Origin of the sequence: Chlamydia muridarum str. Nigg (genome assembly GCF_000006685.1) — a bacterium.
Taxonomy (GTDB): Bacteria; Chlamydiota; Chlamydiia; order Chlamydiales; family Chlamydiaceae; genus Chlamydia; species Chlamydia muridarum.
The window spans coordinates 569,610-594,542 of sequence record NC_002620.2; the positions used below are offsets into that span (position 1 = coordinate 569,610).

The following is a 24,933-nucleotide window of genomic DNA, read 5'->3' on the forward strand; positions in this document are numbered from 1 at the left end:
GTTTAATAAAACCTAAGCAGTTATAATGAATTATCTTTTCTCTTTAAACAATCAAAAATTAAAAGCTCGCATGCAACTAACAATAGTTAATACTAACTCGCGTATTTTTCCGTTTTCAAATGAAAGAATATTACCAGGCAGCACATTAAGCACTGACTCTACTTTTAGCTATATAAAAATTTTGATTCCTCTTTTAGCAGGGAGCATTTGCCTATTATTGGGGGCTTTGATTTTAGCTGGGACCATTACAACAGTCCCTGCCATAGCTGCCAGTTATTTCCTTTCTCTTGGAGTCACTTTAGTTGTTGCTGGAATAGGATTATGCTCAGTTTTTAGACCTCACCTCTTTTCGATAAATCAATCTCAAGACCTGCATATCATTTATTATTAACACCTTGCTTGATTAACAATCTCATGATACGATCCTTCTCTTTGCCTTCTTTTTAAGTTTTTGCCATGCTAACACTAGGCTTAGAAAGCTCTTGCGATGAAACCTCTTGTGCTCTTGTCGAGAATGGAAAAATCCTTGCAAATAGGATAGCATCTCAGGACATTCATGCGGCTTATGGAGGCGTAATCCCTGAGCTAGCTTCCCGTGCACATCTACAAATATTCCCAAAACTTTTGGCCGCTGTAGCTCAAGATGCCGAAGTTTCTTTAGAAGATGTCGAATTAATTTCTGTAGCCAATACCCCCGGCCTTATTGGCGCGCTTTCTGTTGGCGTTAACTTCGCAAAGGGACTAGCTAGCGGGTTAAAAAAAACTCTTATAGGAGTCAACCATGTAGAGGCACATTTATATGCTGCCTGCTTGGAAGAACCTTCCATTCGCTTCCCCGCTCTAGGCCTAGCTATTTCGGGAGCACACACTTCTTTATTCTTAATGCCTAATGCCACAACCTTCCTTTTAATAGGCAAAACTCGAGATGATGCTATAGGAGAAACTTTTGATAAAGTAGCTCGATTCCTTGGGCTCCCCTATCCAGGAGGACAAAAATTAGAGGAATTGGCTCAAGATGGCGATGAAGAAGCTTACCCCTTTTCACGAGCCAAAGTTTCTGGAAACGATTTCTCTTTTAGTGGATTAAAAACCGCCGTATTATATGCCTTGAAAGGTAACAATAGCTCGGCCAAAGCACCTTTCCCAGAAGTCTCTGAAACGCAAAAACGAAACATCGCTGCATCTTTCCAAAAAGCAGCTTTCATGACTATTGCTCAAAAACTTCCTGATATTGTAAAAGCGTTTTCTTGCGAGTCTTTGATTGTTGGTGGGGGCGTAGCAAACAACCGTTACTTCCGTCGCCTGCTGAATCAAACGTGCTCTCTTCCTACATATTTCCCTTCTTCGCAGTTGTGCTCTGATAATGCTGCAATGATAGCTGGATTAGGAGAGAGACTGTTTTGCAATCAGACATATGTTTCTAAGGAGGTTATTCCATGCGCAAGGTATCAGTGGGAATCTGCTTGCTTATCGCATTAGCAACAGCAATTACCGGCTGCTCCAAATCCTCCTCAAACAAATCAAATCACTCCTCCTCTAATCAAAGCGTATCTGTGAGCATGAAGGACGATCCTCGCACGTTTGACCCTCGAGAGGTTAGGCTTCTTTCGGATATTAATTTGATTCACCATCTTTATGAGGGACTGGTTCAAGAGACTCCTTCCGGAGAGGTTTTCCCTGCATTAGCAGAAAGTTTCTTCCTATCTGAAGATAAGAAAACCTACACTTTCCACCTAAAAAAAGCACTCTGGAGTAATGGAGACCTGATTACTGCTCATGATTTTGTACGTTCTTGGAACGATGTTTTGCAAAATCGCATTGCAAGTATCTACTCTTTCGCTTTTTTACCCATTGATTTAAGTAAAGATTGTGGATTCTTCGCTAAGGACAATCATACACTTGTTATCAATTTGCATACCCCTACTCCACACTTTCTGAAATTACTTACCCTTCCAGTATTTTATCCTGTGCACCCCGAACATCAAATTCGGAATGAAGCAAAAGCTCTTCCAATATCTACAGGGGCTTTTTGTTTAAAAGAGAAAAAAGATCGGCGGTGGCTTAAATTAGAAAAAAATCCCTATTATTATAACAAAGAGCAAGTTGCGATCCAGGAAATCCACATACATGTGATTCCTGATCAGCAGACCGCTTCTGCTTTGTTCAAACAAGGAAAATTGGATTGGCAAGGACTTCCTTGGGGACACAGCATTCCCCAAGAAGCTTTAGCAACAGCAAATAAACGTCGTACTCCTCAATCATTTGATATATCTGGCACCTCGTGGCTCACGTTCAACACATCAAAAGTACCCTTCAGCCATCCCAAGTTGCGACAAGCTTTAAGCCTTGTTCTAAATAAGGAAGCCTTAGCCTCTCCAACCTTTGTTAAGCCCGCTAAACACCTACTTCCTACACACCTGCACACTTATCCAGAGCAACCTACTTACAAACAACAAGAAGCCGTCATTTTAGCCAAAACTCTGTTACAAGAAGCATTAACAGATCTTAATATGACTATAAAAGATCTTGAAAAATGCCCTTTGATTTTTTCAGCGACATCTAGCGTCAACTCACAAATGGCCCAAATGATGCGCGATCAATGGCGAAGAATTTTAGGAATAACATTCCCTATTTGCGGGAAAGAGTATGCTTTATTACAAAATGATTTGACCACCAACACTTTTTTTATGTCCATAAACGGTTGGTTTGCAGACTTTTCCGATCCTTTAGCCTTCTTGTCTGTTTTTTCTTCTAAGGGAATCAAACCTTATGCCTTACAAGACCCTCTGTTTGACCAGCTTATTCTCTCTATAGAAACGGAAAAAGATCCTCGAAAGCGTATTTCTCTGATTTCCGAAGCTTCTCTATACCTAGAAAAACAAAATATCATAGAACCGCTCTATCACGATGTTTTTCACTATGCCGCAAATAATAAACTTTCTTTTGTTAGATTACATCCCTCAGGTCTTGTCGATATGCGGTATGCAAAAAACTCTTGAAGGTATTTTACTCCGTGCGCAGAAAAATCCCTCCCTTTAAAATAACGCGGAAGAAAGCACTCTGTATTTTAAAGTAACTCTGTGATCAAACATAACGTGCAAAGGAATCTGTCATGCTCGGGTACATAAAGAAGCGACTACTTTTTAATTTGCTTTCTTTATGGGTAGTGGTCACTCTAACATTTTTTATCATTAGAACAATTCCAGGAGACCCTTTTAACGATGAAAATGGGAATGTTCTTTCAGAAGAAATTTTAGCAATTTTAAATAAGCGCTATGGGCTGGATAAGCCTTTATTTACTCAATATCTCATCTATCTAAAATGTTTACTAACATTAGATTTCGGAGAATCACTCATTTATAAGGATCGCACTGTAATTGGCATTATTACTACCGCGCTTCCCTCTTCTGCTATTCTCGGACTTGAGAGCCTTTGTTTAGCTCTTTTTGGAGGAATTACTCTTGGGATTCTTGCAGCCTTTTATAAAAGAGGATGTGGCAGAACTATTTTTTTCTCATCTATCATTCAAATATCTGTTCCTGCTTTCGTTATAGGAGCTTTTCTGCAGTATATCTTTGCTATAAAATACTCATTGCTTCCAATAGCTTGTTGGGGAGATTTTTCACACACATTACTCCCCTCAATTGCTCTAGCAATTGCTCCAATGGCATTCATTACTCAGCTAACCTATGCTTCCGTGTCCGCATCTTTAAAAAAAGATTATGTTTTATTAGCTTATGCCAAAGGACTTTCTCCTCTTAAGGTGTTAATAAAACACGTTTTACCCTACGCATTATTTCCAGTAATTTCATACTCGGCTTTTCTCATAACGACTCTAATGACTGGGACTTTTTCTATAGAGAACCTTTTCTGTATTCCTGGTCTAGGGAAATGGTTTATTTGCAGTATTAAACAAAGAGATTATCCTATGACCTTGGGACTCTCAGTCTTTTACGGTGCTTTTTTCATGTTAATCTCTCTTCTTTGTGATCTTTTGCAAGCATGGATAGATCCTCAAATTCGTTATTCTTATGGGAAAGAGCATTCTAAACAATAATTCAAGTGAAGGATAAAAAACGCATGTTTCGATCTGGTTCGTTACGTACTTGGAATTATATCCGCACAAACAAAATGCTATTGCTAGGCTGCACGGTTTTAACCGTTTTGATTTTATCTGCAATTTTTCTACCTAGCCTTTATCCTGATTATGAAAAAACTTTTCCTAACTATGCTCTTCAAGCGCCTAACAAATTATTTCCTTTCGGAACCGATAATTTAGGGCGCTGCATGCTGGCTCGCACTCTTCAAGGAATTCGGCTCTCTTTATTAATTGCAGTATCCGCCACAATTATTGATGTGTGTCTTGGATTATTGTGGTCTACCTTAGCTCTTGCCGGTGGGAAAAAGATTGCAGATTTTATGAGTCGCATTACAGAAATTCTTTTTTCTCTCCCACGAATTCCTGTGATCATTCTTTTGTTAGTAATCTTTAATCATGGAATTCTCCCCCTCATTTTAGCAATGACAATAACTGGATGGATTCCCATAGCGCGTATTATTTATGACCAATTTTTATTGTTAGAAAATAAAGAGTTTGTTTTATCAGCTCGAGCCTTACAAGCATCAACTTTTCATATTTTAAGGAAGCATTTACTTCCGAATACTCTGGGACCAATCATTTCCACCTTAATTTTTACCATCCCTAATGCTGTATACACAGAAGCCTTTATTAGTTTTTTAGGGCTAGGAATTCAACCTCCTTATGCCAGTCTAGGAACTCTTGTAAAAGAAGGTATTCATTCTTTGGACTATCATCCCTGGCTTTTTTTTATTCCTTCATTTTTTATGGTGATTATTTCTGTTAGCTTTAATTGTATCGGAGAGGGACTACGAACTAAATTGTTAGAGGAAAACACCCTTGTCTAAAACTTTATTGAAAATCGAAAATTTAGTCGTGGCGATAAAGGAATCGAATCAACGATTAGTTAATCATCTATCGCTGACTATCAAACAACGCCAAAGTTTGGCGCTTGTAGGAGAAAATGGTTCAGGGAAAACAACCGTTTCCAAAGCGATCCTTGGGTTTTTACCAGATAACTGCTGTATTCAATCAGGGAAAATTTTTTACTCAGGAACAGATATTACTCGTTTATCTCGAAAAGAATTTCAAAGCATTCGAGGAAAAAAAATATCGACTATTTTCCAAAATGCTATGGGAACCCTTACACCCTCTATGCGCGTAGGAACTCAAATTATAGAAACCTTACGACACCATTTTGTCATGTCCAAAGAAGAAGCTTTTGCTAAAGCTCGAGAGCTTCTTGTAAGTGTGCATATTGAGTCTCCCGATCGCTGCTTACAATTATATCCCTTTGAACTCAGCGGGGGTATGTGTCAGCGGGTCAGCATTGCTATAGCTTTAGCAACAAATCCAGAATTAATTATCGCAGATGAGCCTTCAACAGCTTTGGATTCTATATCACAAGCTCAAGTCCTTCGCGTATTAAAGCAAATTCACCAAAATAACAACACAGCTCTGCTACTTATCACCCATAATTTGGCTTTGGTATCAGAGCTCTGTGAGGAAATGGCTATTATACACCATGGAGAAATCGTAGAACAAGGTCCTGTGCACGAGCTATTGCGCTCACCATCCCATCCCTATACTCAAAAGTTGATTAGGGCTATTCCCAAAATTCCCAACCTTTACAATCCTAAACATTCAAAAACCGCTGCAATACCAGCATATCAACCTTTTAATTAGTATGCCTAAGCTAGTTACAATTAAGAACCTTTCTCTTACCATTCGAAAACAGACAATTCTAAAAAACATTCACATGGAAGTGCATCGAGGAGAATGCCTGACAATAGTTGGCGCGAGTGGATCTGGTAAAACTTCTCTGGCACTCACAATTTTAGGATTATTATCCCCTGATTCTCAAGATGCTATAACCTTTCACCTTCCCTCGAAAACACCAAAAGCTAAAGCTATCCAAATGATTTGGCAAGATGTTTATAGTAGCTTGAATCCTATGATGACCGTTCAAGAAATCATCGCGGAACCTTTGCATATCATAGGTGGCCTCTCTAAAAGTCAACAACAAGCAGAAATTACTCGCGCTCTGAAACTAGTTAACCTTTCCAAATCTTTTCTATCTTTACGCCCTAATAAACTAAGTGGCGGTCAACGTCAACGCGTAGCCATAGCAAAAGCTTTGGTTTGCAATCCGGAATTAATTATTTGTGACGAGCCTTTATCTGCTTTGGACACAATGAATCAAGGACTTATTCTTGAGCTATTCCAAACAATAAAAAATCAGTACAATAACGCTTTTTTATTTATCACCCATGATATGTCCGCTGCCTATGCTTTAGCAGACAAAATTGCTGTTATGGACCAAGGAGCTTTAGTAGAAATTGCTTCTAAAGAAGAAATTTTTTTCTCTCCCCAACATATAAAAACTCGTGAGCTTCTTGATGCTATTCCGTCATTTACTTTCGCTTTTTGATTATCTATTGTTATCTTGTTGCTCTTTGTTAATGCTTTTTTTTGCCATAAATCTATAATAGCGTTGCATGCTTTCGACTGTTATCTTTTGCATGCTAACCTAATACGGTTTAAACTTGCCTTATCTGCTTAGACGCCAAGCGTTGCAGCTGTTACTTTGTGGCGTCTGCTCGTTTTCGGGAGGGATCCTTCCATACAAAGCCTGAAGGTTTTCGCTTATATAGAGTCATTGACATAAGATTTTTGGCATGCTACGACCAAGAAACAATTGATTATTCACAAATCCTCAGAACTGGAGTACTTCTGACGATGGAAATCTCCCATATTTTGGAAGACCTCGTTTATGACAACGGTGTTCTTCCTAGAGAAGCTATAGAAGCTGCGATCGTCAAACATAACCAAATCACTCCTTACCTTCTTAAAATTTTGGAAGAAGCTATTGATCATGTGTCTGATATTATTGACGATGACTGCTATCAAGGTCATCTTTATGCCATGTATCTTTTAGCTCAATTCAGAGAAACTCGAGCTCTTCCTCTTATCATTAAGTTATTCTCTTTCGAGCAAGATATCCCTCATGCAATTGCAGGAGACGTGCTTACAGAAGATCTTTCTCGTATCTTAGCCAGCGTTTGTGACGACGTTTCTCTTATTCAAGAACTTATCGAAACTCCTCGCGTAAACCCTTATGTTCAAGCGGCAGCTATCTCTAGTTTAGTGTCCCTTGTTGGCGTAAAAAAACTTTCTAGAGGAGCTGCTATCCGTTATTTCGGAGAACTACTTAATTATCGGCTAGAAAAACGCCCTTCTTTTGCGTGGGACAGCCTCGTGGCATCTATTTGTGCTCTCTATCCTAAAGAGCTTTTTTATCCTATCAGCAAAGCCTTTTCAGCTGGTTTAATCGATAAGTCTTTCATTAGCATGGAAGACGTCGAAACAATTATTCATGAAGAATCTATTGACTCTTGTTTACAGGAAGTCTTTTCCTCTACAGATCTCATCGATGATACTTTAGAAGAAATGGAAAAATGGTTAGAAAGATTTCCTTTTGAGTCATAGCTGTTACCCCGAAAATTATAGGTAGCCATGGACAAACAAAAACGCTTCTTATCGCTTGTATTTCTGACTTTTACTCTTTTTGGAATTTGGTTCTGTCCGCATTCTGATTTTGTTGATCCCAAGGCGTGGCATTTATTCGCGATATTTACCACGACTATTCTTGGAATTATTTTACAGCCCGCTCCCATGGGAGCCATTGTTATCATGGGCATTTCCTTACTACTCGTTACAAAAACTTTGACCTTAGATCAAGCTCTATCAGGATTCCATAGTCCCATTGCTTGGCTAGTGTTTCTCTCCTTCTCTATAGCAAAAGGTGTGATCAAAACAGGCCTCGGTGAACGAATCGCTTATTTCTTTATTAAAGTCTTAGGGAAAAGCCCTTTGGGATTGAGCTATGGACTAGTTCTCACAGATTTTTTACTAGCACCAGCCATCCCCAGTCTAACAGCTCGAGCAGGAGGGATTCTCTTCCCTGTCGTTATGGGTTTATCCGAATCTTTTGGAAGTTCTGTAGAAAAAGGCACGGAAAAACTTTTAGGCTCCTTCTTGATTAAAGTAGCTTATCAAAGCTCTGTGATCACCAGTGCTATGTTTTTGACTGCAATGGCTGGGAACCCTATTGTTTCTGCTTTAGCAAGTCACTCTGGGGTAGCATTAACATGGGCCATTTGGGCTAAAGCGGCTATCCTGCCAGGAATTGTTAGCTTAGCCTGTATGCCCTTTGTACTTTTTAAACTATTCCCACCACAAATCACCAGCTGTGAAGAAGCTGTGGAAACTGCAAAAATTCGTCTAAAAGAAATGGGGCCTTTAAAACAAGGCGAACGAATCATCCTACTCATCTTTTCCCTATTGATCTCCTTATGGACTTTTGGAGATTCTATAGGCGTTTCCGCAACAACAACAGCTCTTATAGGACTATCGCTGCTCGTACTCACGGATATCCTTGACTGGCAACAAGATGTTCTCTCTAACACCATTGCATGGGAAACTTTTCTCTGGTTCGGCGCTTTAATTATGATGGCATCTTTCCTAAGTTCTTTTGGATTTGTTAATTTTGTAGGAGATTCTGTTATTGGAATGGTTCAAGGATTATCCTGGAAAATCGGGTTCCCAGTACTTTTTCTTATCTATTTTTACTCGCACTATTTGTTTGCAAGTAATACAGCTCATATTGCTGCCATGTACCCAATTTTTCTTACGGTATCGATCTCTTTAGGAGTGAATCCGATGTTTGCAGCTTTAGCTCTAGCTTTTGCTAGTAATTTATTCGGAGGACTTACACACTATGGATCAGGACCGGCTCCCTTGTATTTTGGATCTCAGTTAGTTTCCGTGCAAGAATGGTGGCGCTCAGGATTTATTCTTAGCATAGTTAACCTAATTATTTGGTTAGGCTTAGGCAGTTGGTGGTGGTACTGTTTAGGATTAATTCGCTAACGTGTTCGAGACAGAACTTATGTCGTCTAGTAAACATTCTTCTCTTTGTCAAAAGACACCTCCTTTGTGCAGGGAGCTTCAAAAAGCTCCCGCACTCCTCTTAACAGAGGACACTAGATTTAGTGCTCTTCTTAATGATCGTGTAGAGACTGTAGCGCAATTATTCCCATGTACCTATGAATCCCCCTATCGCAAGTTTATTCCTAAATCCGATCTCCCTTTAGATATAGCTCCTCTTAAAGTTGGTGTTATGCTTTCTGGAGGTCCTGCTCCTGGAGGGCATAATGTCATTTTAGGGTTGCTCCATAGCATTAAAAAATTACATCCTCATAGCAAACTTTTAGGGTTCATTCGTAATGGTCATGGCCTACTCAATAATAATACAGTAGAGATTACAGAAGAGTTCATGAAAGAGTTTCGTAACTCTGGAGGATTTAACTGTATTGGAACTGGCCGAACAAATATCATTACTGAAGAAAATAAGGCACGTTGCTTACAGACAGCGAATCAGCTTGATTTAGATGGTTTAGTCATCATCGGAGGAGATGGGTCAAATACAGCTACAGCGATTCTTGCTGAATACTTTGCAAAACATCGTGCCAAAACTGTGCTAATCGGTGTACCTAAAACTATAGATGGTGATTTACAACATCTCTTCTTGGACTTAACTTTTGGTTTTGATACCGCTACCAAATTCTATTCATCGATTATCAGCAATATTTCTAGAGATGCGTTGTCTTGTAAGGGGCATTATCACTTTATTAAACTGATGGGGCGATCTTCATCGCACATCACACTAGAATGTGCGCTACAAACTCACCCAAATATGGCTCTCATAGGAGAAGAGATAGCAGAAAAAGGCACTTCTCTTTCAGCCCTAATACAGGGAATTTGCGAGATGATATCTGATCGAGCCGCTATGGGGAAATATCATGGGGTTATTCTTATCCCAGAAGGGGTTATCGAGTTTATTCCCGAGATACAAACTCTTGTCAAAGAAATTGAATCCTTCCCCGAACAAACAGACCTTTCCCAAGCATTATCCCCCTCATCCCAACAACTTTTGCATCAATTTCCAGAAGATATTCGTCACCAGCTTCTATATAACCGCGATGCTCATGGGAATGTTTACGTATCTCAAATTAGTGTCGACAAACTTCTTATTCATTTAGTTCAGAATCATCTGGAAACTCATTTCAAACATGTCCCTTTTAATGCCATTTCTCATTTTCTCGGTTATGAAGGACGCTCAGGTACCCCCACCCATTTTGATAACGTATACAGCTATAATTTAGGTTATGGTGCAGGTATCCTTGTCTTCAACCGCTGCAATGGGTACTTAACTACTATCGAGGGATTAACTAATCCTATTGAAAAATGGCGGCTACGAGCTTTGCCTATTGTACGTATGTTAACCACGAAAACAAATAAAGATGGGACCCTTTATCCGTTAATTAAGAAAGGTTTAGTGGATATTTCTAGTCCTGTTTTTAATAAATTCTCTCTCTATCGCAAAATTTGGGCATTAGAAGATTCCTATCGTTTTGTAGGGCCTTTGCAAATACATTCTCCAGAAGATTCTCATTCTGATGATTTTCCCCCATTAATTTTGTTTTTAAATCATAATGAATGGCAAAAACGCTGTTCGATTTGCTTAGAAATCCCTGACCAGGATTATTAGTTCCAATAGATATAACCGAAGTCCATCTTTTGCCATGAAACAACCTAGTTACTTTCCTCACTCAAAAAAAAACTTCGACATCCCTCTATTGGATAATGTCTCTTCTCCTGGAATTTTGCATATTCCCTCTTCCCAAGAAAAAGAATTTCCTTTGGTTATTGTATTACACGGACTAGCTTCTAGTAAAATTGGAACAAAACGTTCTTATCTTCATCTAGCTAATCAGCTTGTTCAAGCAGGTATTGCGGTATTACGAGTAGATTTACCCGGGCATGGTGATGCAGAAGGCTTCATCCATGAATTTTCTCTTACAGACTACATTCAAGCCTCTCAACAAATCATAGAATTTGGTCTCTCTCTTCCTCAAATTCATTCTGTTGCTTTATTTGGCTCGTCCCTTGGAGGTAGCTTGTCCCTACTGCATCTTCCTAGCTTTCCAGCCATTCAACATGTGGCCGTTTGGGCACCCACAATTCAAGGATCTTTATGGTTAGAAGATACCTTGCATTCTTCATCACTTTCTTCAAAGCCTTCTCCTGAAATTTTTTCTTATCAAGGAGTTCCTCTTGGAAAAAATTTTTGTTCACAGTTTGTTAATTTAGATGTGTTAAAGACTTTTTCTACTGCTACTATCTCAGAACACACTTCGATTCTTTACTTACAAGGAGAAGAGGATCCTATTATCTCCTTACGTCATCAGGCTCTTTTTGCAAAAAACTTTGTAGGAAAAGCTTCTTATCGTATCTATCCTAAAATGAATCATCATCTTTGCGTGTATTCTGAGGCTTTTCAAGACCTTATCAATTGGCTAAAACATCAATTATTAGGGACACCATGGAGTTACTCTCTGTAAATAAGAGTTATTTTGAACTACAAAGATTACATTATCGTCCAGTCACTCTAGCATTGTTGGATAATTTATGTTCTCTTCATATTAAAGAATCAGCTTCTTCTGAACCTAATCCAGGTTTATTAGCCAAGCATATTCCACATCTATGTGCCCTTCCTAATTTAACGATTCAAAAAGGGGATCGCTCTTCTTCTGAGCCTTTACGTATCGGAGTTTTACTTTCAGGAGGACAAGCACCAGGAGGTCATAATGTAGTCATAGGGTTATTTGAAGGACTACGAGCTTTTAATAAAGAAACTAAACTTTTTGGATTTATTAAAGGCCCCTTGGGGCTTATTAGAGGGCTATATAAGGACCTAGACATCTCAGTTATCTATGATTATTACAACGCTGGTGGGTTTGACATGCTTTCCTCCAGTAAAGAGAAAATCAAAACTAAAGAGCAAAAGAGTGCTATTCTCTCTACCGTAAAAAAAATGAAACTACACGGGCTGCTTATTGTGGGCGGAGATAACTCCAATACCGATACAGCAATGCTAGCAGAATATTTTATCGAGCACAACTGTCCTACGGCTGTAATTGGAGTTCCTAAAACCATTGATGGAGATTTGAAAAACTCTTGGATCGAAACCCCTCTAGGATTCCATACATCATGCCGAACTTATTCAGAAATGATTGGAAATTTGGAAAAAGATATTCTGTCCACTCGGAAATATCATCATTTTGTCAAATTAATGGGGGAACAAGCCTCGCACAGCACTTTGGAGTGCGGTCTTCAAGCTCTTCCTAATATTACTCTAATAGGAGAGGAAGTAGCTATTCACCACACATCTTTAAGAAGTTTAAGTCATCATATTGCACGAGGACTTATTAAACGGTTCCGTAAAGATAAAAACTATAGCACGATTCTTATCCCAGAAGGTTTGATCAAACAGATCCCTGACACAAAACTGTTAATTCATGAATTAAACGCTCTGATAGCTGAAGGACAATTTTCGGTTAATCATTTTGACCAACAATTATCGCCTATGGCTCTTCAAACTTTCTCTTCGCTTCCAGAAAATATTCGCGAGCAGCTACTTCTTGACAGAGACTCGTATGGAAATGTTCGCGTGTCTAAAATTGCTATAGAAGAGCTGCTAGCATCTTTAGTTAGTGATGAAATAGCTAAACTAGAACCAACTATGCCCTTTGCTCCTGTAACACATTTTTTAGGCTATGAATCGCGCGCGAGTTTTCCTTCAAATTTTGATTCAAATTATGGTTTAGCCTTAGGAATTGCAGCTTCTCTTTTCTTAGTAAGAGGTAAAACTGGATACATGGTGACTATAGGCAACTTAGCGGAAGAATATGCTCACTGGACAATAGCAGCAACTCCCCTATACAAAATGATGCATTTAGAAAAACGGTTTAATGAAGAGACACCAGTAATTAAGACAGATTCTGTATCTCCACACTCCCCCATGGTGCAATACCTGCACAAAATAAAAGAGGCCTGCCTGCTAGAAGATTTATACCGATTTCCTGGACCTTTGCAATACTTTGAAGAGCAAGCACTAATTGACCAACGCCCACTAACACTTCTTTGGGAAAAAGGCGCTTTATCAGAAAACAATGCTAACAGATTATAAATAAAAGAAATAATTAGATGAGGAGATAGCGGTAGTCGGACTTGAACCAACGACACGCGGATTATGATTCCGCTGCTCTAACCACCTGAGCTATACCGCCTCAAACAAACTAAAAATAGCGGGAGAAGGATTCGAACCTCCGACCTTTGGGTTATGAGCCCAACGAGATGACCACTACTCTATCCCGCGATAGAAAGTCTAAGACTATCATATTCTTAGATTTTTATGCAAGCAATTTGGCTCTTTAATATTTCCCATGTATGTTCAAAACTTGTTCCTGCGTTTTTCAAAAAGCTTTTCCCTCTTTCAATGTAAGCTTGACGTTTCTTTTCGTCTTCAAGAAGATTTTCGACTGCTTCTAAAAGATTCTCCTTGTCTACACTAACTCCAACTTCTTTTGTTCGCAAAAGTTCTGCTAAAACAGACTGAGAATGGATATGTGGACCAAACATAAGTGGCACCTCTTTTTGAAGAGGCTCTAATAAATTATGCCCTCCCACTAAGGGATCAAAAGTCCCTCCTACAAATGCAAGGTCTGCTGCCGAATAGAGATCTTTTAAAATCCCCATGGCATCCACAATTAAAGAATCATACTGAAGCAAAGAATCTTCTTTACTCCACAAACCAAACGAGATCCCAGCTTTTTCTAATAACCTCGCATGTTCTTTTAGCTTTTCAAGATGTCTAGGCACCCACAAAATTTTTGTAGAAAATTTGTTGAAATGTTGAGCAACATCTGCCCAAACCTCAACGTCTTTGGGATGCATAGATCCTAAAACAATCAAGCGGTCACTGGGAGATAATTTTAACTTTTTTCTCCAAAGGCTTCTATTATTTATAGAAGTCTCTGTTTCTATGAATGTTTTCAAGTTCCCTGAAATTTGTATTTTATCTTCAGGAATACCTATCTGCATAAACCGTTGTTTATACACCTTGTCTTGCAAAACCAATAAGTCTAATGGAGCAAAGTAACTTCTTCCTAAACGCTTTAAAAAAGCAAAACGCTTACAGGAATTTTCTGAAAGTTTGCCATTAATCAAAAAAGCCTTAGCTCCTAACTTCTTGGCTCCCATTAAAAAATGGAGCCAACAATCTCCTTCTGAAAAAATAACCACCTGAGGAGATAGACTACGAACAACAGGATTGATAATACAGCTTAGATCGAGGGGCAAAACAAACACTGTTGCCCCGAGCGGAGCATACAAACGTTGCGCAGTATATACACCAGCCTCAGAACATGCCGTAACCACAAAACGCCAATCAGGGAATTCTTGTCTCCACTTCTTAAGAAGGGGCTCCAAAAGAGAAACCTCTCCTACCGATGCCCCATGGAACCAAACCAAGGGACCTTCCCCCTTAACTTGTGGTTTTTCTACTCCAAATCGAATTTTCCAAGAATTGATATACTTCCCGTGAAAGACTACTTTATAAAAAATGCGTGGTGCTGCTGCTAAGAAAGCAGCAACTAAAAAAGCATCATAAAGACGGGAAGTTAGCCAACGTCTCATTATATCACGAAGTTAACTAGTCGGTTCAGAACAAAAATAGTCTTTCTCACTACCCCACCTTCCAAATATTTAGATACAGCTTCTTTAGCCAATGCAACAACCTCTTCCTCTATTGCATCCTTACTAATATCTAATCGAGCTCGAAGCTTCCCATTTACTTGGACTACGATGGTCACGATTTTCCCCTCTAAATACTCGGGGAGTGCTTTAGGCCAACCAGCCTTTTCAATACCCGAAGCATTCCCTAACAACACCCATAACTCTTCACTAATATGAGGAGCAATGGGAGCTAAAGCTCGTACAGCCATTTCTACAGCATTTTTTGGATATACAGGAAGTTTTACAAATTCATTGATAAACTCCATAAAAGAAGACGTTATCGTATTCAAAGACAATTTTTCAATGTCATCCGTTACACGTTGCACAAGTTTGTGTGCTAAGGACATTCCCTCAAAAATATCCTCGTCTTTTACCCGAGAAGAAGTTGCCATTTCATAAAAACGGTTTAAAAATCGTCGGCAGCCAGCAACCCCCTGGTTCGACCAGAGTTTATTTTTATCTAATGGTCCAGAAAACATGGCGTACATCCGAACCGCATCTGCTCCGAATTCATCTATCAAAACCTTTGGATCTACTCCATTCAACTTAGATTTCGACATTTTTTCTTGGCGAACGTCAAGTAATTCCCCTGAAGGAGAAATCCATTGCCCATTCTCTTCTTTAGCCATTTCGGGAGCTATATATCCTTTCCCAGGAATACGATAGGATGTTGATAAAACTAACCCCTGATTGACTAATTTTTTGAATGGCTCGGGAGTAGAAACAATGCCGGCTTCATAAAATACCTGATGCCAAAAACGTGCGTATAACAGGTGCAACACAGCATGTTCAGCCCCTCCAATATAAAGATCTACTGGCATCCAGTACTGTTCTTTTTCCTCTGCCCAAGGAGCACAGGAGTTATGAGCATCACAAAAACGCAAATAGTACCAGCAAGAGCCAGCCCACTGAGGCATGGTATGCGTTTCACGCTTACCTTCTTTTTGCGTCTCTGAATCAAAAACATTCACCCATTCTTTTACTTTGGCTAGAGGACCCTGGCCAACCCCCTCAGGCCGATAATCCTGGATTTCAGGGGGAAGTAAAGGAAGCTCATCGTCTTTTAAAGGACGACATGAACCATCTTCAAAATGGATGACTGGAATCGGTTCTCCCCAATAGCGTTGACGAGAGAACAACCAATCTCGCAGCTTATACGCAACCTTTGCAGAACCTAAATTATTCTTTTCTAAAAAGTTAATCACATACTGCTTAGCTTCTTCTCCTGATAGCCCATCCAGACTAAAATCCTCATGGCAACTATTAATACAGACGCCATCTTCACTAACAACAGAGATTATCGGTAAATCGAACTGTTGCGCGAATAATAAATCTCGGTCGTCATGAGCAGGAACTCCCATAACTGCGCCTGAACCGTATCCCATTAACACATAATCCGCAATCCAAATAGGAATAGGATTTTGAGTAACCGGATGTTTCGCATAAGCTCCAGTAAAGACCCCGCTTTTCGTTTTCATTTCACTGATGCGATCTCTTTCACTTTTACTTTGCGTCTCCTTGACATATTGAGCCACAATAGTTTTCTGCTCATCAGAAGTTAAAAGATCAACCAAAGGATGCTCGGGAGCCAACACTAAAAAAGAAACCCCTATCAGAGTATCTGGTCTTGTTGTAAAAACTTCCAGAACACCGTGTTCTGTTTCAAAATGGACAGATGCTCCTACGGATTTCCCGATCCAATTTCTCTGAAGCTGTTTAACACTTTCAGGCCAATCTAGCTCATCTAATCCACCTAATAACTGATCCGCAAAAGCTGTTATACGTAATACCCACTGGCGGAGCATCCTTCTTTCAACAGGATATCCTCCTTCAACAGAAAAACCATTTTCTACTTCTTCATTAGACAAAACAGTGCCCAACTCAGGACAGTAGTTAACGGCCATATCAGCCATATAGGCTAGACCTTTCTCATAAAGGATCAAAAAAAGCTTTTGTGTCCATTTATAGTATTCTGGATCCGAAGTAGCAAATTCGCGGCTTTCATCGTAGGAAAATCCCATTGAAGTCAACTGCTGTTTAAAATTAGCAATATTCTTCTCCGTGGTTTCTCTTGGATGCGTCCCTGTACGTATAGCATACTGCTCGGCAGGTAGCCCAAAGCTATCCCATCCCATAGGATGCAAAACAGAAAATCCTTTAGCACGCTTGTATCTCGCAACAATATCTGTCGCCGTATAACCAATCAAGTGCCCAACATGCAATCCCGCCCCTGATGGATAAGGGAACATATCTAAAACATAGTATTTTGTTTTAGTCTCATCCTCTTCGGCTCTAAAAGTCTGTTCTTCTTTCCAAAACTTTTGCCACTTCTCTTCTATGAGACTGGGATCATAGCGCATAGCACCTAACCTATTGTTATCTTTATTGGCACGCTCCTCTTCACAACCAACTTGCTATGAGGAAAAAATAAACGCTAAACATACACTATATTTAAGATCGAAATCAAGTGTTCTCCAGCCCCCAATCCGTTATCTTTTTTTTTTATAATCCCTAGTATAAACTGCTTTTTTCCATACTTTTTAGAGGACAATTATGCCCCATCTTTTCTCTAAAGCTTGTCAATATTTCCCAGGAGGAGTCAACTCTCCTGTTCGAGCGTGCCGATCTGTTGATATAACCCCTCCCGTAGTAACAAGAGCTTCGGGAGATTTTTTTACGGATTCTCAAGGTAAAACATATATTGATTTTTGTGGATCCTGGGGATCTTTGATCCACGGTCATAGTCATCCCTATATTTGCGAAGCAATCCAACAGGGCCTACAAAGGGGATGTTCCTATGGTCTTACTTCTGAACAGGAAATTTCATTTGCAGAAGAAATCTTTTCTTACTTAGAGATCTCCAACGACCATAAAATTCGATTCATGTCCACAGGATCAGAAGCTACTATGACCGCCGTTCGTCTTGCGAGAGGAGTCACAGAACGCCCTATTATCATTAAATTTTCAGGATGCTATCACGGTCATTCAGATGTTTTTTTACAAGAGATCCACTTCCAACAAACTATTCTAGACACTGTTGATCTCACCCAACCACTTACTCTTTCCCTTCCTTTCAATAATCTATCTCTGTTCCTAGATGTTATGAATCAAATAGGTCATAGAGTCGCTGGAGTCATTTTTGAGCCTATATGTGCAAATATGGGAGTTGTTCTTCCCTTACCAGGTTTTATAGAAGGCATTATTCAAACCTGTAGAAAAACAGGATCCCTTTCTATCATGGATGAAGTTGTTACAGGATTCCGAGTAAGCAAAGGCGGAGCAGCAGCTTTACACCCGTTAAAACCGGATATCCTTGTTTTCGGAAAAATTTTAGGTGGAGGATTGCCAGCATCGGCAGTTTGCGCTCCCGCAGCAATCATGGATTACCTAGCCCCTGTTGGGAAAGTTTTTCAAGCAGGCACTTTATCAGGAAACCCCTTAGCTATGTCTGCAGGGAAAGCTTCCATAGCCTTGTGTCGAGAAAAGAATTTTTATACTCAACTGTCTGCTATTGAGGATGATTTTTTATCCCCTATCGAACAAATGATTCAACAATCAGGTATTCCCGTCACACTTGTTCGTTATGGAAATCTTTTCTCCTTTTTCTTTAGCGAGAATCGACCTAATAACCTTAAAGAAGTTCAGCTGTGTAATACCGATATTTTTCGAACTTTTTATCAACAGGCCTTCTTAAAAGGAATTTATCTTTCTCCATCACCTTTCGAAGCGAGTTTCTTGTCCACAGCTCACTCCATGGAAAATTTGAACTATGCTCAACAAGTTTTAATAGAAAGCTTAGAACAAGCTTGCTCCTTAGTTTAGTAGTAAATTTTCAGGGACAGTCGACATTGAAGCAAAACGTCCTCCAAGATTTTGGAGAACATCTGACCATAATTTGTCAGGACGAGCAGTAAAAACGATCTCTTGGCTTGCAGGAGCCAAGAACCATAAGCCTTCTAGAAACTCTTTTTCCAATTGACCCGCTTGCCAGCCACTATACCCAAAACAAAAAAGCATTTTTTCGTCATTAGATTTTATTTCTCCTTCTTGGATAAAGGAAAAATCTCCTCCAAGGAACACAGAAGGACAAATTTCTATAGAAGAATTCGCATCTTCTGATGAACTCGAGTGTAACAACATAATCTGGTTTGCCTGCAAAGGGCCTCCCATACAAAACCGTACTCTAGACTCATCAAAATGATCTAAAGGAAAGACCTCTTCAGGAGAATCCATTTCCAATGTTTTATTGAGAATCAATCCAAAAGATCCATTTGGACTATGTTCACAAACTAAGATCACGCTCCTAGAAAAAACTCCTCCATTTACGTCTGGAGAAGCTATCAACAGCGAACCTTTTTCTAAAAGGGCATAAGGAAGTTTTGTCATGATATCTGATTATAGCAAACTAATCTTCGTATGGGATGGTTTCATCAAATATGGATTTTACACATAAAATAGGAGCTTGGTACTTAATCGCTAAAGGAATGCTATCACTTGGACGCGCATCTATATCCAATATAGACAAACGATCTCCCCTTTTTTGTTCCAAAAACAATCGCGAATAAAAAATATTGTCCTTGTAATCTGTAATAACAACTCTAGCAACAGATATATCAAATCCTGTTAATATAAAGTTTAAGATGTCATGCGTCAAAGGACGTGTGTGCTCTTCTTCCCAGAGATCTTCAGATTTTTTGAAAGAGGTATCCATTGAGGCACAGCCATAAATAGCAAATTGCTTTTCCTCTGTCCCCAAAATAATGCCTGCATAATTATGGAAATTTACTAATTTATGAAAGCTTATTAAGATTAGTGAAGTATCTTTTATGATTTCTCGATCAATATTCATTACGTAATTTCTTTCCGAACCACAGTACCATCGGCGTAACCTACCCACACCTCGGCCTTTGCTATAACAAACCCGACATCAATAATGCCACGAATTTGTAACAATCTAATCAGATCTTCTTCTGGATGAGGATAAGAATCTGGAGAGCTCACATCATAGATATAATTGCCGTTATCTGTGATAAAACGTTCTCCGTGAGAAGTTTTACGCCAATCTCCAATATACCCTTGTTGATTAAGTACTTTCTCCACCGATGAACAACCAAAAGGAGAAATTTCGATAGGGAGAGGAAATGTCCCTAATACAGAAACGAGCTTGCGCTCATCTACTAGAATAATATTTCGTTTACCACTTTGTAGAAGAATTTTTTCCCGGAAAAGAGCTCCTCCTCCCCCCTTAATCATACGCAAATTAGCATCTACTTCATCAGCCCCATCCACAACCAAATCTAACTCCTGGGATAATGCAGGATCTAGAAAAGGAATCCCTAACGCTTGGGCTAACAAATGTGATATTCTTGAGGAGGCAACAGCTGTAATTGCTAGCCGCTCATTCCGAACACGCTCCCCTAAGGCCAAAATAAATTCTCGGGCCGTAGATCCACTTCCCAATCCTACACGCATTCCAGGCTCTACCAAAGCCACAGCCTCTCGCGCTAATTTTTGTTTTATAAAGGAAAAATCTTCAGAAGAAAAAGAATGAGCTACTTGTTTAGACATAAGCCTCTCGAAACAACCTAGGAAGGGATCTGTTCCCTTCCTTAAACAAGGAATCCTACAATTTATTTAGGATTCATTCAAATCTTTATCAAGGCTTAATTAAACAATGTTGGCAAAGCTGTTCTTATTAAAGAAAAATTATTTACTAGACGAGCAAAGCAAGTGGAATCCTTGGCATTACAAATTTTTGCTAACTGCTCTACTTGTCCAACAGAGAACATCCCCCTGACGTATAGGCCTAACACAAATATGGATAGTACTTTCTCTAATAATTTTCTTTCTGAAGATGGCAAAAAGGTCCGCAATTTTCTCTGTAATCCAACCTGTTCTAAAGAAGCTTTTAACCATAGGAGGATATTTTGTTCACACAGAGGTGGATAGTTCTCGAATAGTACTTGTAGCTTTCGAAAAGTATCAAGCACACCAGCGAAATCCGCCTGAAGATTAGAAGAAGAGGCTTTTGCAATTACACCTATAACTCCTGAAGGAATTGCATCATTAAAATCTTTTAATAATTTCGTTAATTGCTGTGCAGGAGGTTCTTGCCCATCCGGAGATCTGGATTCAAATTGCTTAGGAAGCGCACCCAAACAACGACAAGGATCTATTTCGCTGTACAAACAGCAAACCTCTTCCTTCTTCTCCTGTTTTGATCTATTTTCTTTCTCATCTTCACGTAAGACTTTCTGAATACCTGAAGCCCAAGAAAACTGCTTTGTCAGATTCTGAGCACTTGCTAAAGCAAGAGCTGATATCACATTCCCCGTACCCAAAAGATCCAGAATACGATTTCTTAAAGTAGAATCCTTATAACTCTCTGCTACCTGCGTTGCCACATATTGATTATGTTCGGGATTACCCAAACACCAGCCAGATAAGAAAATATTCATGGTAAGAAGAGCTGCTTCTAGAGCCAACTTTCTTTCCTGATTATTTTGCAAATCTGGGTTCGCAAGAATGCCTTGTCTTGTCTTTTCTAACAGGGATAGGAAAGGAGATGCATATTTTTGGGGATCAGCAAGAGCTCCACACAACCAAATCGTCCCATTAGAAACCCCGTCTTGGGATTGCAACATTTTTTCTGCATGACGCGTAATTTTTAAAATAGGATTTTTATCTGGAGAAAAGGAAAATAAAAATACCCCTGCTAAATGAGAAACTTCTATGAGGCAAGGTTTTTCCTTTGCTGTAGGAATGACGTCACTAATCCCTTCGCATACCAAAGAAAACTCTCGTCCTACCTTTTCAAGACATTGCTTATATTTTTTACAAGCTACTAGGATGTTCTTATTACAAACTCGTACTCCAGTGCTTTTAATGCCAATTCTATTAGGAAGTGGGTCATCTGGTTGACCGAGAACCACAGGAACACTAGTATCCAAGCCCTTACGAATAGATTCTACAATAGATGATTCCGAAAAGTAGTCTTGCAGCTCGGTACTTAGCAGTTTAATACGTATAGCTACAAGTTGGGCATTAGCTATATATACCAAGAACGAAGCTGTTAACGCTATTATAGATAAAACGAGCAAGGATCCTGCAACAAGCGTAGCAGCAACCGGGAATCCTGGAACAGACAGCGCTACTACAAGTAACAGCAGCATCGCAGCAGCTGCTATTGCAGAAATAAGTCCTACAATTTGGCTCTGCCTAGAACGAGCCATAGCTTGGTTACACTGAGTTTCTAGAAGCGGAGAAACTCCTCTAGCAGAGTCAGAAGGATTGAGGGGAAGGCCTGCTTGCATAAAAAATCTTTTCTCTTTTACACGCCATATATCGGGGATAATGAGGACATTTTAATACAACTTATCTTTAGAACGGTGGGAAATTATTGGAGAGATGTTTTCTCTCTCTGTAAAATTACAAAGATCTTAACTAAAATTTCTTACAAAGTTGTGTGCAAAAGATTTTTCCCAACAAAATAAATGTTTGCATGCTAAGAAAAATTCATAGACAATCCGCCCTTTCGCATTAGCTCTCACTGGGGAGCAATTGCACTTTCAGGGTTTCACCTTATCTAACAAAATAGGAGCATTTTCGAATGACAACGATTCTTGATCTTCTTGGCAAAGACGCCGACTATCTCCTTAATCACCAATGCATTATAAAAAAAGAGGCTCTAACGCTTCCCTCCGGAGACTTCGTATCGCGAGTTTTTGCAGAATCAGACAGAAATAATCGTGTGCTCCGTTCTCTTCAACAAATGTTTGATCATGGACGCTTAGGTGGTAGCGGGTACCTTTCTATTCTTCCTGTTGATCAAGGTGTCGAACATACGGCTGGTGCATCTTTTGCGAAGAATCCTATGTATTTCGATCCAGAAAATATTGTACGTCTTGCTATAGAATCAGGCTGTTCTGCTGTAGCTTCTTCTTATGGAGTTTTGAGCATATTAGCTAGACGGTATGCTCATAAAATTCCTTTTTTACTCAAATTAAACCACAACGAACTGCTATCATACCCTACGACATATCACCAGATCTTCTTCAGTCAAGTCGAAGATGCTTATAATATGGGTGCTGTCGCTGTTGGAGCAACTGTCTACTTTGGATCAGAGTCTTCCAATGAAGAAATCGTCTCTGTTGCTAAAGCTTTTTCAAGAGCTAGAGAGCTTGGCTTAGCTACCGTTTTATGGTGTTATTTGCGGAATCCGCACTTCACTAGGAATGGAGTAGATTACCATACCGCGGCCGATTTGACAGGGCAAGCAGACCATCTTGGCGCAACTTTGGGAGCAGACATTGTTAAACAAAAACTCCCAACCTTACAAGAAGGATTTAAAACGATCAATTTCAGTAAAACAGATGATCTTGTGTACTCAGAGCTTTCATCAAACCACCCTATTGATTTATGCCGGTACCAAGTACTCAATAGCTATTGCGGGAAAGTTGGATTAATTAATTCCGGAGGTCCTTCTTCTGGGCAAAACGACTTTACTGAAGCAGCTAAAACAGCTGTAATTAATAAACGAGCTGGTGGCATGGGGCTGATTTTAGGTAGAAAAGCCTTCCAAAGACCTTTCTCTGAAGGAGTTCAGCTACTTAATTTAATTCAAGACATTTACTTAGATCCGACCATCTCCATATCGTAATTTAGAGGTACTCATGCATCATCGCAAATCTTCCACCCCGTTAGGGACTTTTACTGTGGGGATGTTATCCCTCGCAGTAGTTATTAGTTTAAGAAATCTTCCTTTAACCGCAAAACATGGCTTGTCTACCCTGTTTTTTTATGCCATTTCTGTAGCTTGTTTTATGATTCCCTATGCTCTTATTGCAGCAGAGTTGGCTTCTTTCAAGCCTCAGGGCATTTATGTGTGGACACGTGATGCTTTAGGGAAGCGCTGGGGATTCTTCGCCATATGGATGCAGTGGTTCCATAATATGACTTGGTATCCAGCTATGTTAGCTTTTATTGCTAGTACGCTTGTTTATCAAATCAGCCCGGATCTTGCAAATAATCGTCTCTATCTGGCCTCTGTTATTCTTTTAGGTTTTTGGGGCCTAACTTTCTTTAATTTTCTAGGAATTGGAACATCCGCTCTTTTCAGTTCTATCTGCGTAATTATAGGAACTCTCATTCCCGGAGCCATTTTAGTCGCTTTCGCAGCTTACTGGATTCATAGTGGAAACCCCATTGCAATTACTTTTTCTTGGGGAGAGCTCTTCCCAGACTTCTCTTCTCTTTCTTCTTTTGTTCTTCTATCCGGAATGCTTCTTGCATTATGTGGATTAGAAGCTAATGCCAATTTAGCCTCAGATATGGAGGATCCTAAGAGAAATTATCCCAAAGCAGTTTTCATTGGAGCAGTGGCTACGCTTGCTATTTTAGTGCTAGGATCATTGGCAATTGCTATTGTAATCCCTAAAGAAGAAATTAGTTTAGTCTCCGGACTTATTCGAGCATTCTCTCTTTTCTTTGAAAAATACAATCTTTCTTGGATGACAGGGATTATCGTTGCAATGACGATAGCTGGGTCTTTAGGAGAATTGAATGCTTGGATGTTTGCTGGCACTAAAGGGTTATTCATTTCTACTCAAAATGACTGCTTACCTAAAATTTTCAAAAAAACTAATTCTAGGAATGTCCCCACAAATCTTATGCTTTTCCAGGCGATTGTGGTTACTTTATTCACATTCATATTCATCTATGTGGACTCTGCAGACCTCGCTTACTGGATTTTGAGCGCTCTTAGCGTGCAGATGTACCTTGTCATGTACATTTGCTTATTTATATCTGGCCCTGTTCTTAGAATTAAAGAGCCTAAAGCTCAAAGACTCTATTGTGTGCCTGGGAAACTTGTGGGAATGTGTATTCTGTCTGCTTTAGGGATTCTCTCTTGCTTGTTTGCTTTAGGCATTAGCTTCCTTCCTCCTCAGGCAGTAATTTCCTCATCAACTATGGGAGGCGGGTTTGGTTATACAGCGCTCCTGCTCTTAGCCTTTACTATTAATTGTTGCATTCCTTTTGGAATGTACTATTCCCATAAAAAATTAATTAAATAATTTATTCTTTAGTGACGGCCTTCATAAAAGGAAGGCCGTTCCTTCCTTGTTCCTGGATTTCTAATCCGCAAATCTTTAAAA

At 39.5% G+C, this 24,933-nt stretch carries 20 protein-coding genes, 2 tRNA genes and 1 pseudogene; 15 read left to right on the plus strand and 8 right to left on the minus strand.

Annotated elements, in window-relative coordinates:
• Positions 1-25 precede the first annotated feature (25 nt).
• The 12 genes from TC_RS02345 to TC_RS02400 all read left to right on the plus strand — a co-directional run bounded on the left by TC_RS02345 (position 26) and on the right by TC_RS02400 (position 13,172).
• Positions 26-391, plus strand: a complete 366-nt coding sequence (locus TC_RS02345) for a hypothetical protein (protein ID WP_010230517.1) — start codon at positions 26-28, stop codon at positions 389-391.
• 65 nt (positions 392-456) lie between these two features.
• Positions 457-1,479, plus strand: a complete 1,023-nt coding sequence (gene tsaD, locus TC_RS02350; RefSeq protein ID WP_010230519.1) for a tRNA (adenosine(37)-N6)-threonylcarbamoyltransferase complex transferase subunit TsaD — start codon at positions 457-459, stop codon at positions 1,477-1,479.
• Positions 1,437-2,999 carry a peptide ABC transporter substrate-binding protein gene (locus tag TC_RS02355; protein ID WP_010230522.1) on the plus strand — a complete coding sequence of 521 codons (1,563 nt, stop codon included), beginning with the start codon at positions 1,437-1,439 and terminating at the stop codon, positions 2,997-2,999. Before tsaD ends, TC_RS02355 begins: the two co-directional genes overlap by 43 nt.
• A gap of 113 nt (positions 3,000-3,112) precedes the next feature.
• Complete coding sequence (locus tag TC_RS02360) at positions 3,113-4,057, plus strand: ABC transporter permease (RefSeq protein ID WP_010230525.1); 945 nt, start codon at positions 3,113-3,115, stop codon at positions 4,055-4,057.
• Between the two features lie 23 nt (positions 4,058-4,080).
• Positions 4,081-4,926 (plus strand): ABC transporter permease, encoded by an 846-nt coding sequence (locus TC_RS02365; protein WP_010230530.1) that lies wholly within the window; start codon positions 4,081-4,083, stop codon positions 4,924-4,926.
• Positions 4,919-5,764 carry an ABC transporter ATP-binding protein gene (locus TC_RS02370; protein WP_010230533.1) on the plus strand — a complete coding sequence of 282 codons (846 nt, stop codon included), beginning with the start codon at positions 4,919-4,921 and terminating at the stop codon, positions 5,762-5,764. The genes TC_RS02365 and TC_RS02370 overlap by 8 nt, the downstream gene beginning before the upstream one ends.
• Position 5,765: 1 nt before the next feature.
• Positions 5,766-6,509, plus strand: coding sequence for an ABC transporter ATP-binding protein (locus tag TC_RS02375; protein WP_010230536.1), 744 nt, complete (start codon positions 5,766-5,768; stop codon positions 6,507-6,509).
• Positions 6,510-6,811: 302 nt separating this feature from the next.
• Positions 6,812-7,567: a DUF1186 domain-containing protein gene (locus TC_RS02380; RefSeq protein ID WP_161634201.1), complete on the plus strand. Its 756-nt coding sequence runs from the start codon at positions 6,812-6,814 to the stop codon at positions 7,565-7,567.
• 27 nt (positions 7,568-7,594) lie between these two features.
• Entirely contained in the window at positions 7,595-9,010 is a 1,416-nt protein-coding gene (locus tag TC_RS02385; protein WP_010230542.1) for an anion permease, read from the plus strand.
• 19 nt (positions 9,011-9,029) lie between these two features.
• A complete protein-coding gene (locus TC_RS02390; RefSeq protein ID WP_010230546.1) occupies positions 9,030-10,691 on the plus strand; it encodes a diphosphate--fructose-6-phosphate 1-phosphotransferase in 1,662 nt (553 codons plus the stop codon).
• 34 nt (positions 10,692-10,725) lie between these two features.
• Positions 10,726-11,544 carry an alpha/beta hydrolase gene (locus tag TC_RS02395; RefSeq protein WP_010230549.1) on the plus strand — a complete coding sequence of 273 codons (819 nt, stop codon included), beginning with the start codon at positions 10,726-10,728 and terminating at the stop codon, positions 11,542-11,544.
• Complete coding sequence (locus TC_RS02400) at positions 11,526-13,172, plus strand: diphosphate--fructose-6-phosphate 1-phosphotransferase (RefSeq protein WP_010230552.1); 1,647 nt, start codon at positions 11,526-11,528, stop codon at positions 13,170-13,172. Before TC_RS02395 ends, TC_RS02400 begins: the two co-directional genes overlap by 19 nt.
• A gap of 26 nt (positions 13,173-13,198) precedes the next feature.
• Here the strand turns inward: TC_RS02400 and TC_RS02405 are convergent.
• From TC_RS02405 to leuS, 4 genes are all read right to left on the minus strand, one after another.
• Positions 13,199-13,272: transfer RNA gene (locus TC_RS02405), tRNA-Met, on the minus strand.
• Positions 13,273-13,288: 16 nt separating this feature from the next.
• Positions 13,289-13,361, minus strand: a tRNA-Met gene (locus TC_RS02410).
• 26 nt (positions 13,362-13,387) lie between these two features.
• The gene (gene waaA, locus TC_RS02415; protein ID WP_029589539.1) at positions 13,388-14,683 is read right to left on the minus strand and encodes a lipid IV(A) 3-deoxy-D-manno-octulosonic acid transferase; all 1,296 of its coding nucleotides are present in this window, start codon (positions 14,681-14,683) and stop codon (positions 13,388-13,390) included.
• A complete protein-coding gene (leuS, locus tag TC_RS02420) occupies positions 14,680-17,139 on the minus strand; it encodes a leucine--tRNA ligase (RefSeq protein WP_010230558.1) in 2,460 nt (819 codons plus the stop codon). Before leuS ends, waaA begins: the two co-directional genes overlap by 4 nt.
• Before the next feature lie 193 nt (positions 17,140-17,332).
• Here leuS and hemL point away from each other — a divergent pair, with 193 nt between their 5' ends.
• Complete coding sequence (hemL, locus tag TC_RS02425; RefSeq protein WP_010230564.1) at positions 17,333-18,601, plus strand: glutamate-1-semialdehyde 2,1-aminomutase; 1,269 nt, start codon at positions 17,333-17,335, stop codon at positions 18,599-18,601.
• Here the strand turns inward: hemL and TC_RS02430 are convergent.
• From TC_RS02430 to TC_RS02445, 4 genes and pseudogenes are all read right to left on the minus strand, one after another.
• The gene (locus TC_RS02430) at positions 18,593-19,165 is read right to left on the minus strand and encodes a YqgE/AlgH family protein (RefSeq protein ID WP_010230567.1); all 573 of its coding nucleotides are present in this window, start codon (positions 19,163-19,165) and stop codon (positions 18,593-18,595) included. The two genes, hemL and TC_RS02430, sit on opposite strands and share 9 nt — an antisense overlap.
• 19 nt (positions 19,166-19,184) lie before the next feature.
• Positions 19,185-19,628 (minus strand): bifunctional nuclease family protein, encoded by a 444-nt coding sequence (locus tag TC_RS02435; RefSeq protein ID WP_010230570.1) that lies wholly within the window; start codon positions 19,626-19,628, stop codon positions 19,185-19,187.
• Positions 19,618-20,347: pseudogene (rpiA, locus tag TC_RS02440) on the minus strand (ribose-5-phosphate isomerase RpiA). The gene TC_RS02435 and the pseudogene rpiA overlap by 11 nt, the downstream one beginning before the upstream one ends.
• A 95-nt stretch (positions 20,348-20,442) precedes the next feature.
• Positions 20,443-22,092: a CT214 family putative inclusion membrane protein gene (locus TC_RS02445; RefSeq protein ID WP_010230576.1), complete on the minus strand. Its 1,650-nt coding sequence runs from the start codon at positions 22,090-22,092 to the stop codon at positions 20,443-20,445.
• A gap of 296 nt (positions 22,093-22,388) precedes the next feature.
• Between TC_RS02445 and TC_RS02455 the strand changes: the two genes are divergently transcribed.
• Both TC_RS02455 and TC_RS02460 read left to right on the plus strand, forming a co-directional pair.
• A complete protein-coding gene (locus tag TC_RS02455; RefSeq protein WP_010230582.1) occupies positions 22,389-23,438 on the plus strand; it encodes a class I fructose-bisphosphate aldolase in 1,050 nt (349 codons plus the stop codon).
• 13 nt (positions 23,439-23,451) lie between these two features.
• A complete protein-coding gene (locus TC_RS02460) occupies positions 23,452-24,852 on the plus strand; it encodes an amino acid permease (RefSeq protein WP_010230585.1) in 1,401 nt (466 codons plus the stop codon).
• Positions 24,853-24,933: the final 81 nt, after the last annotated feature.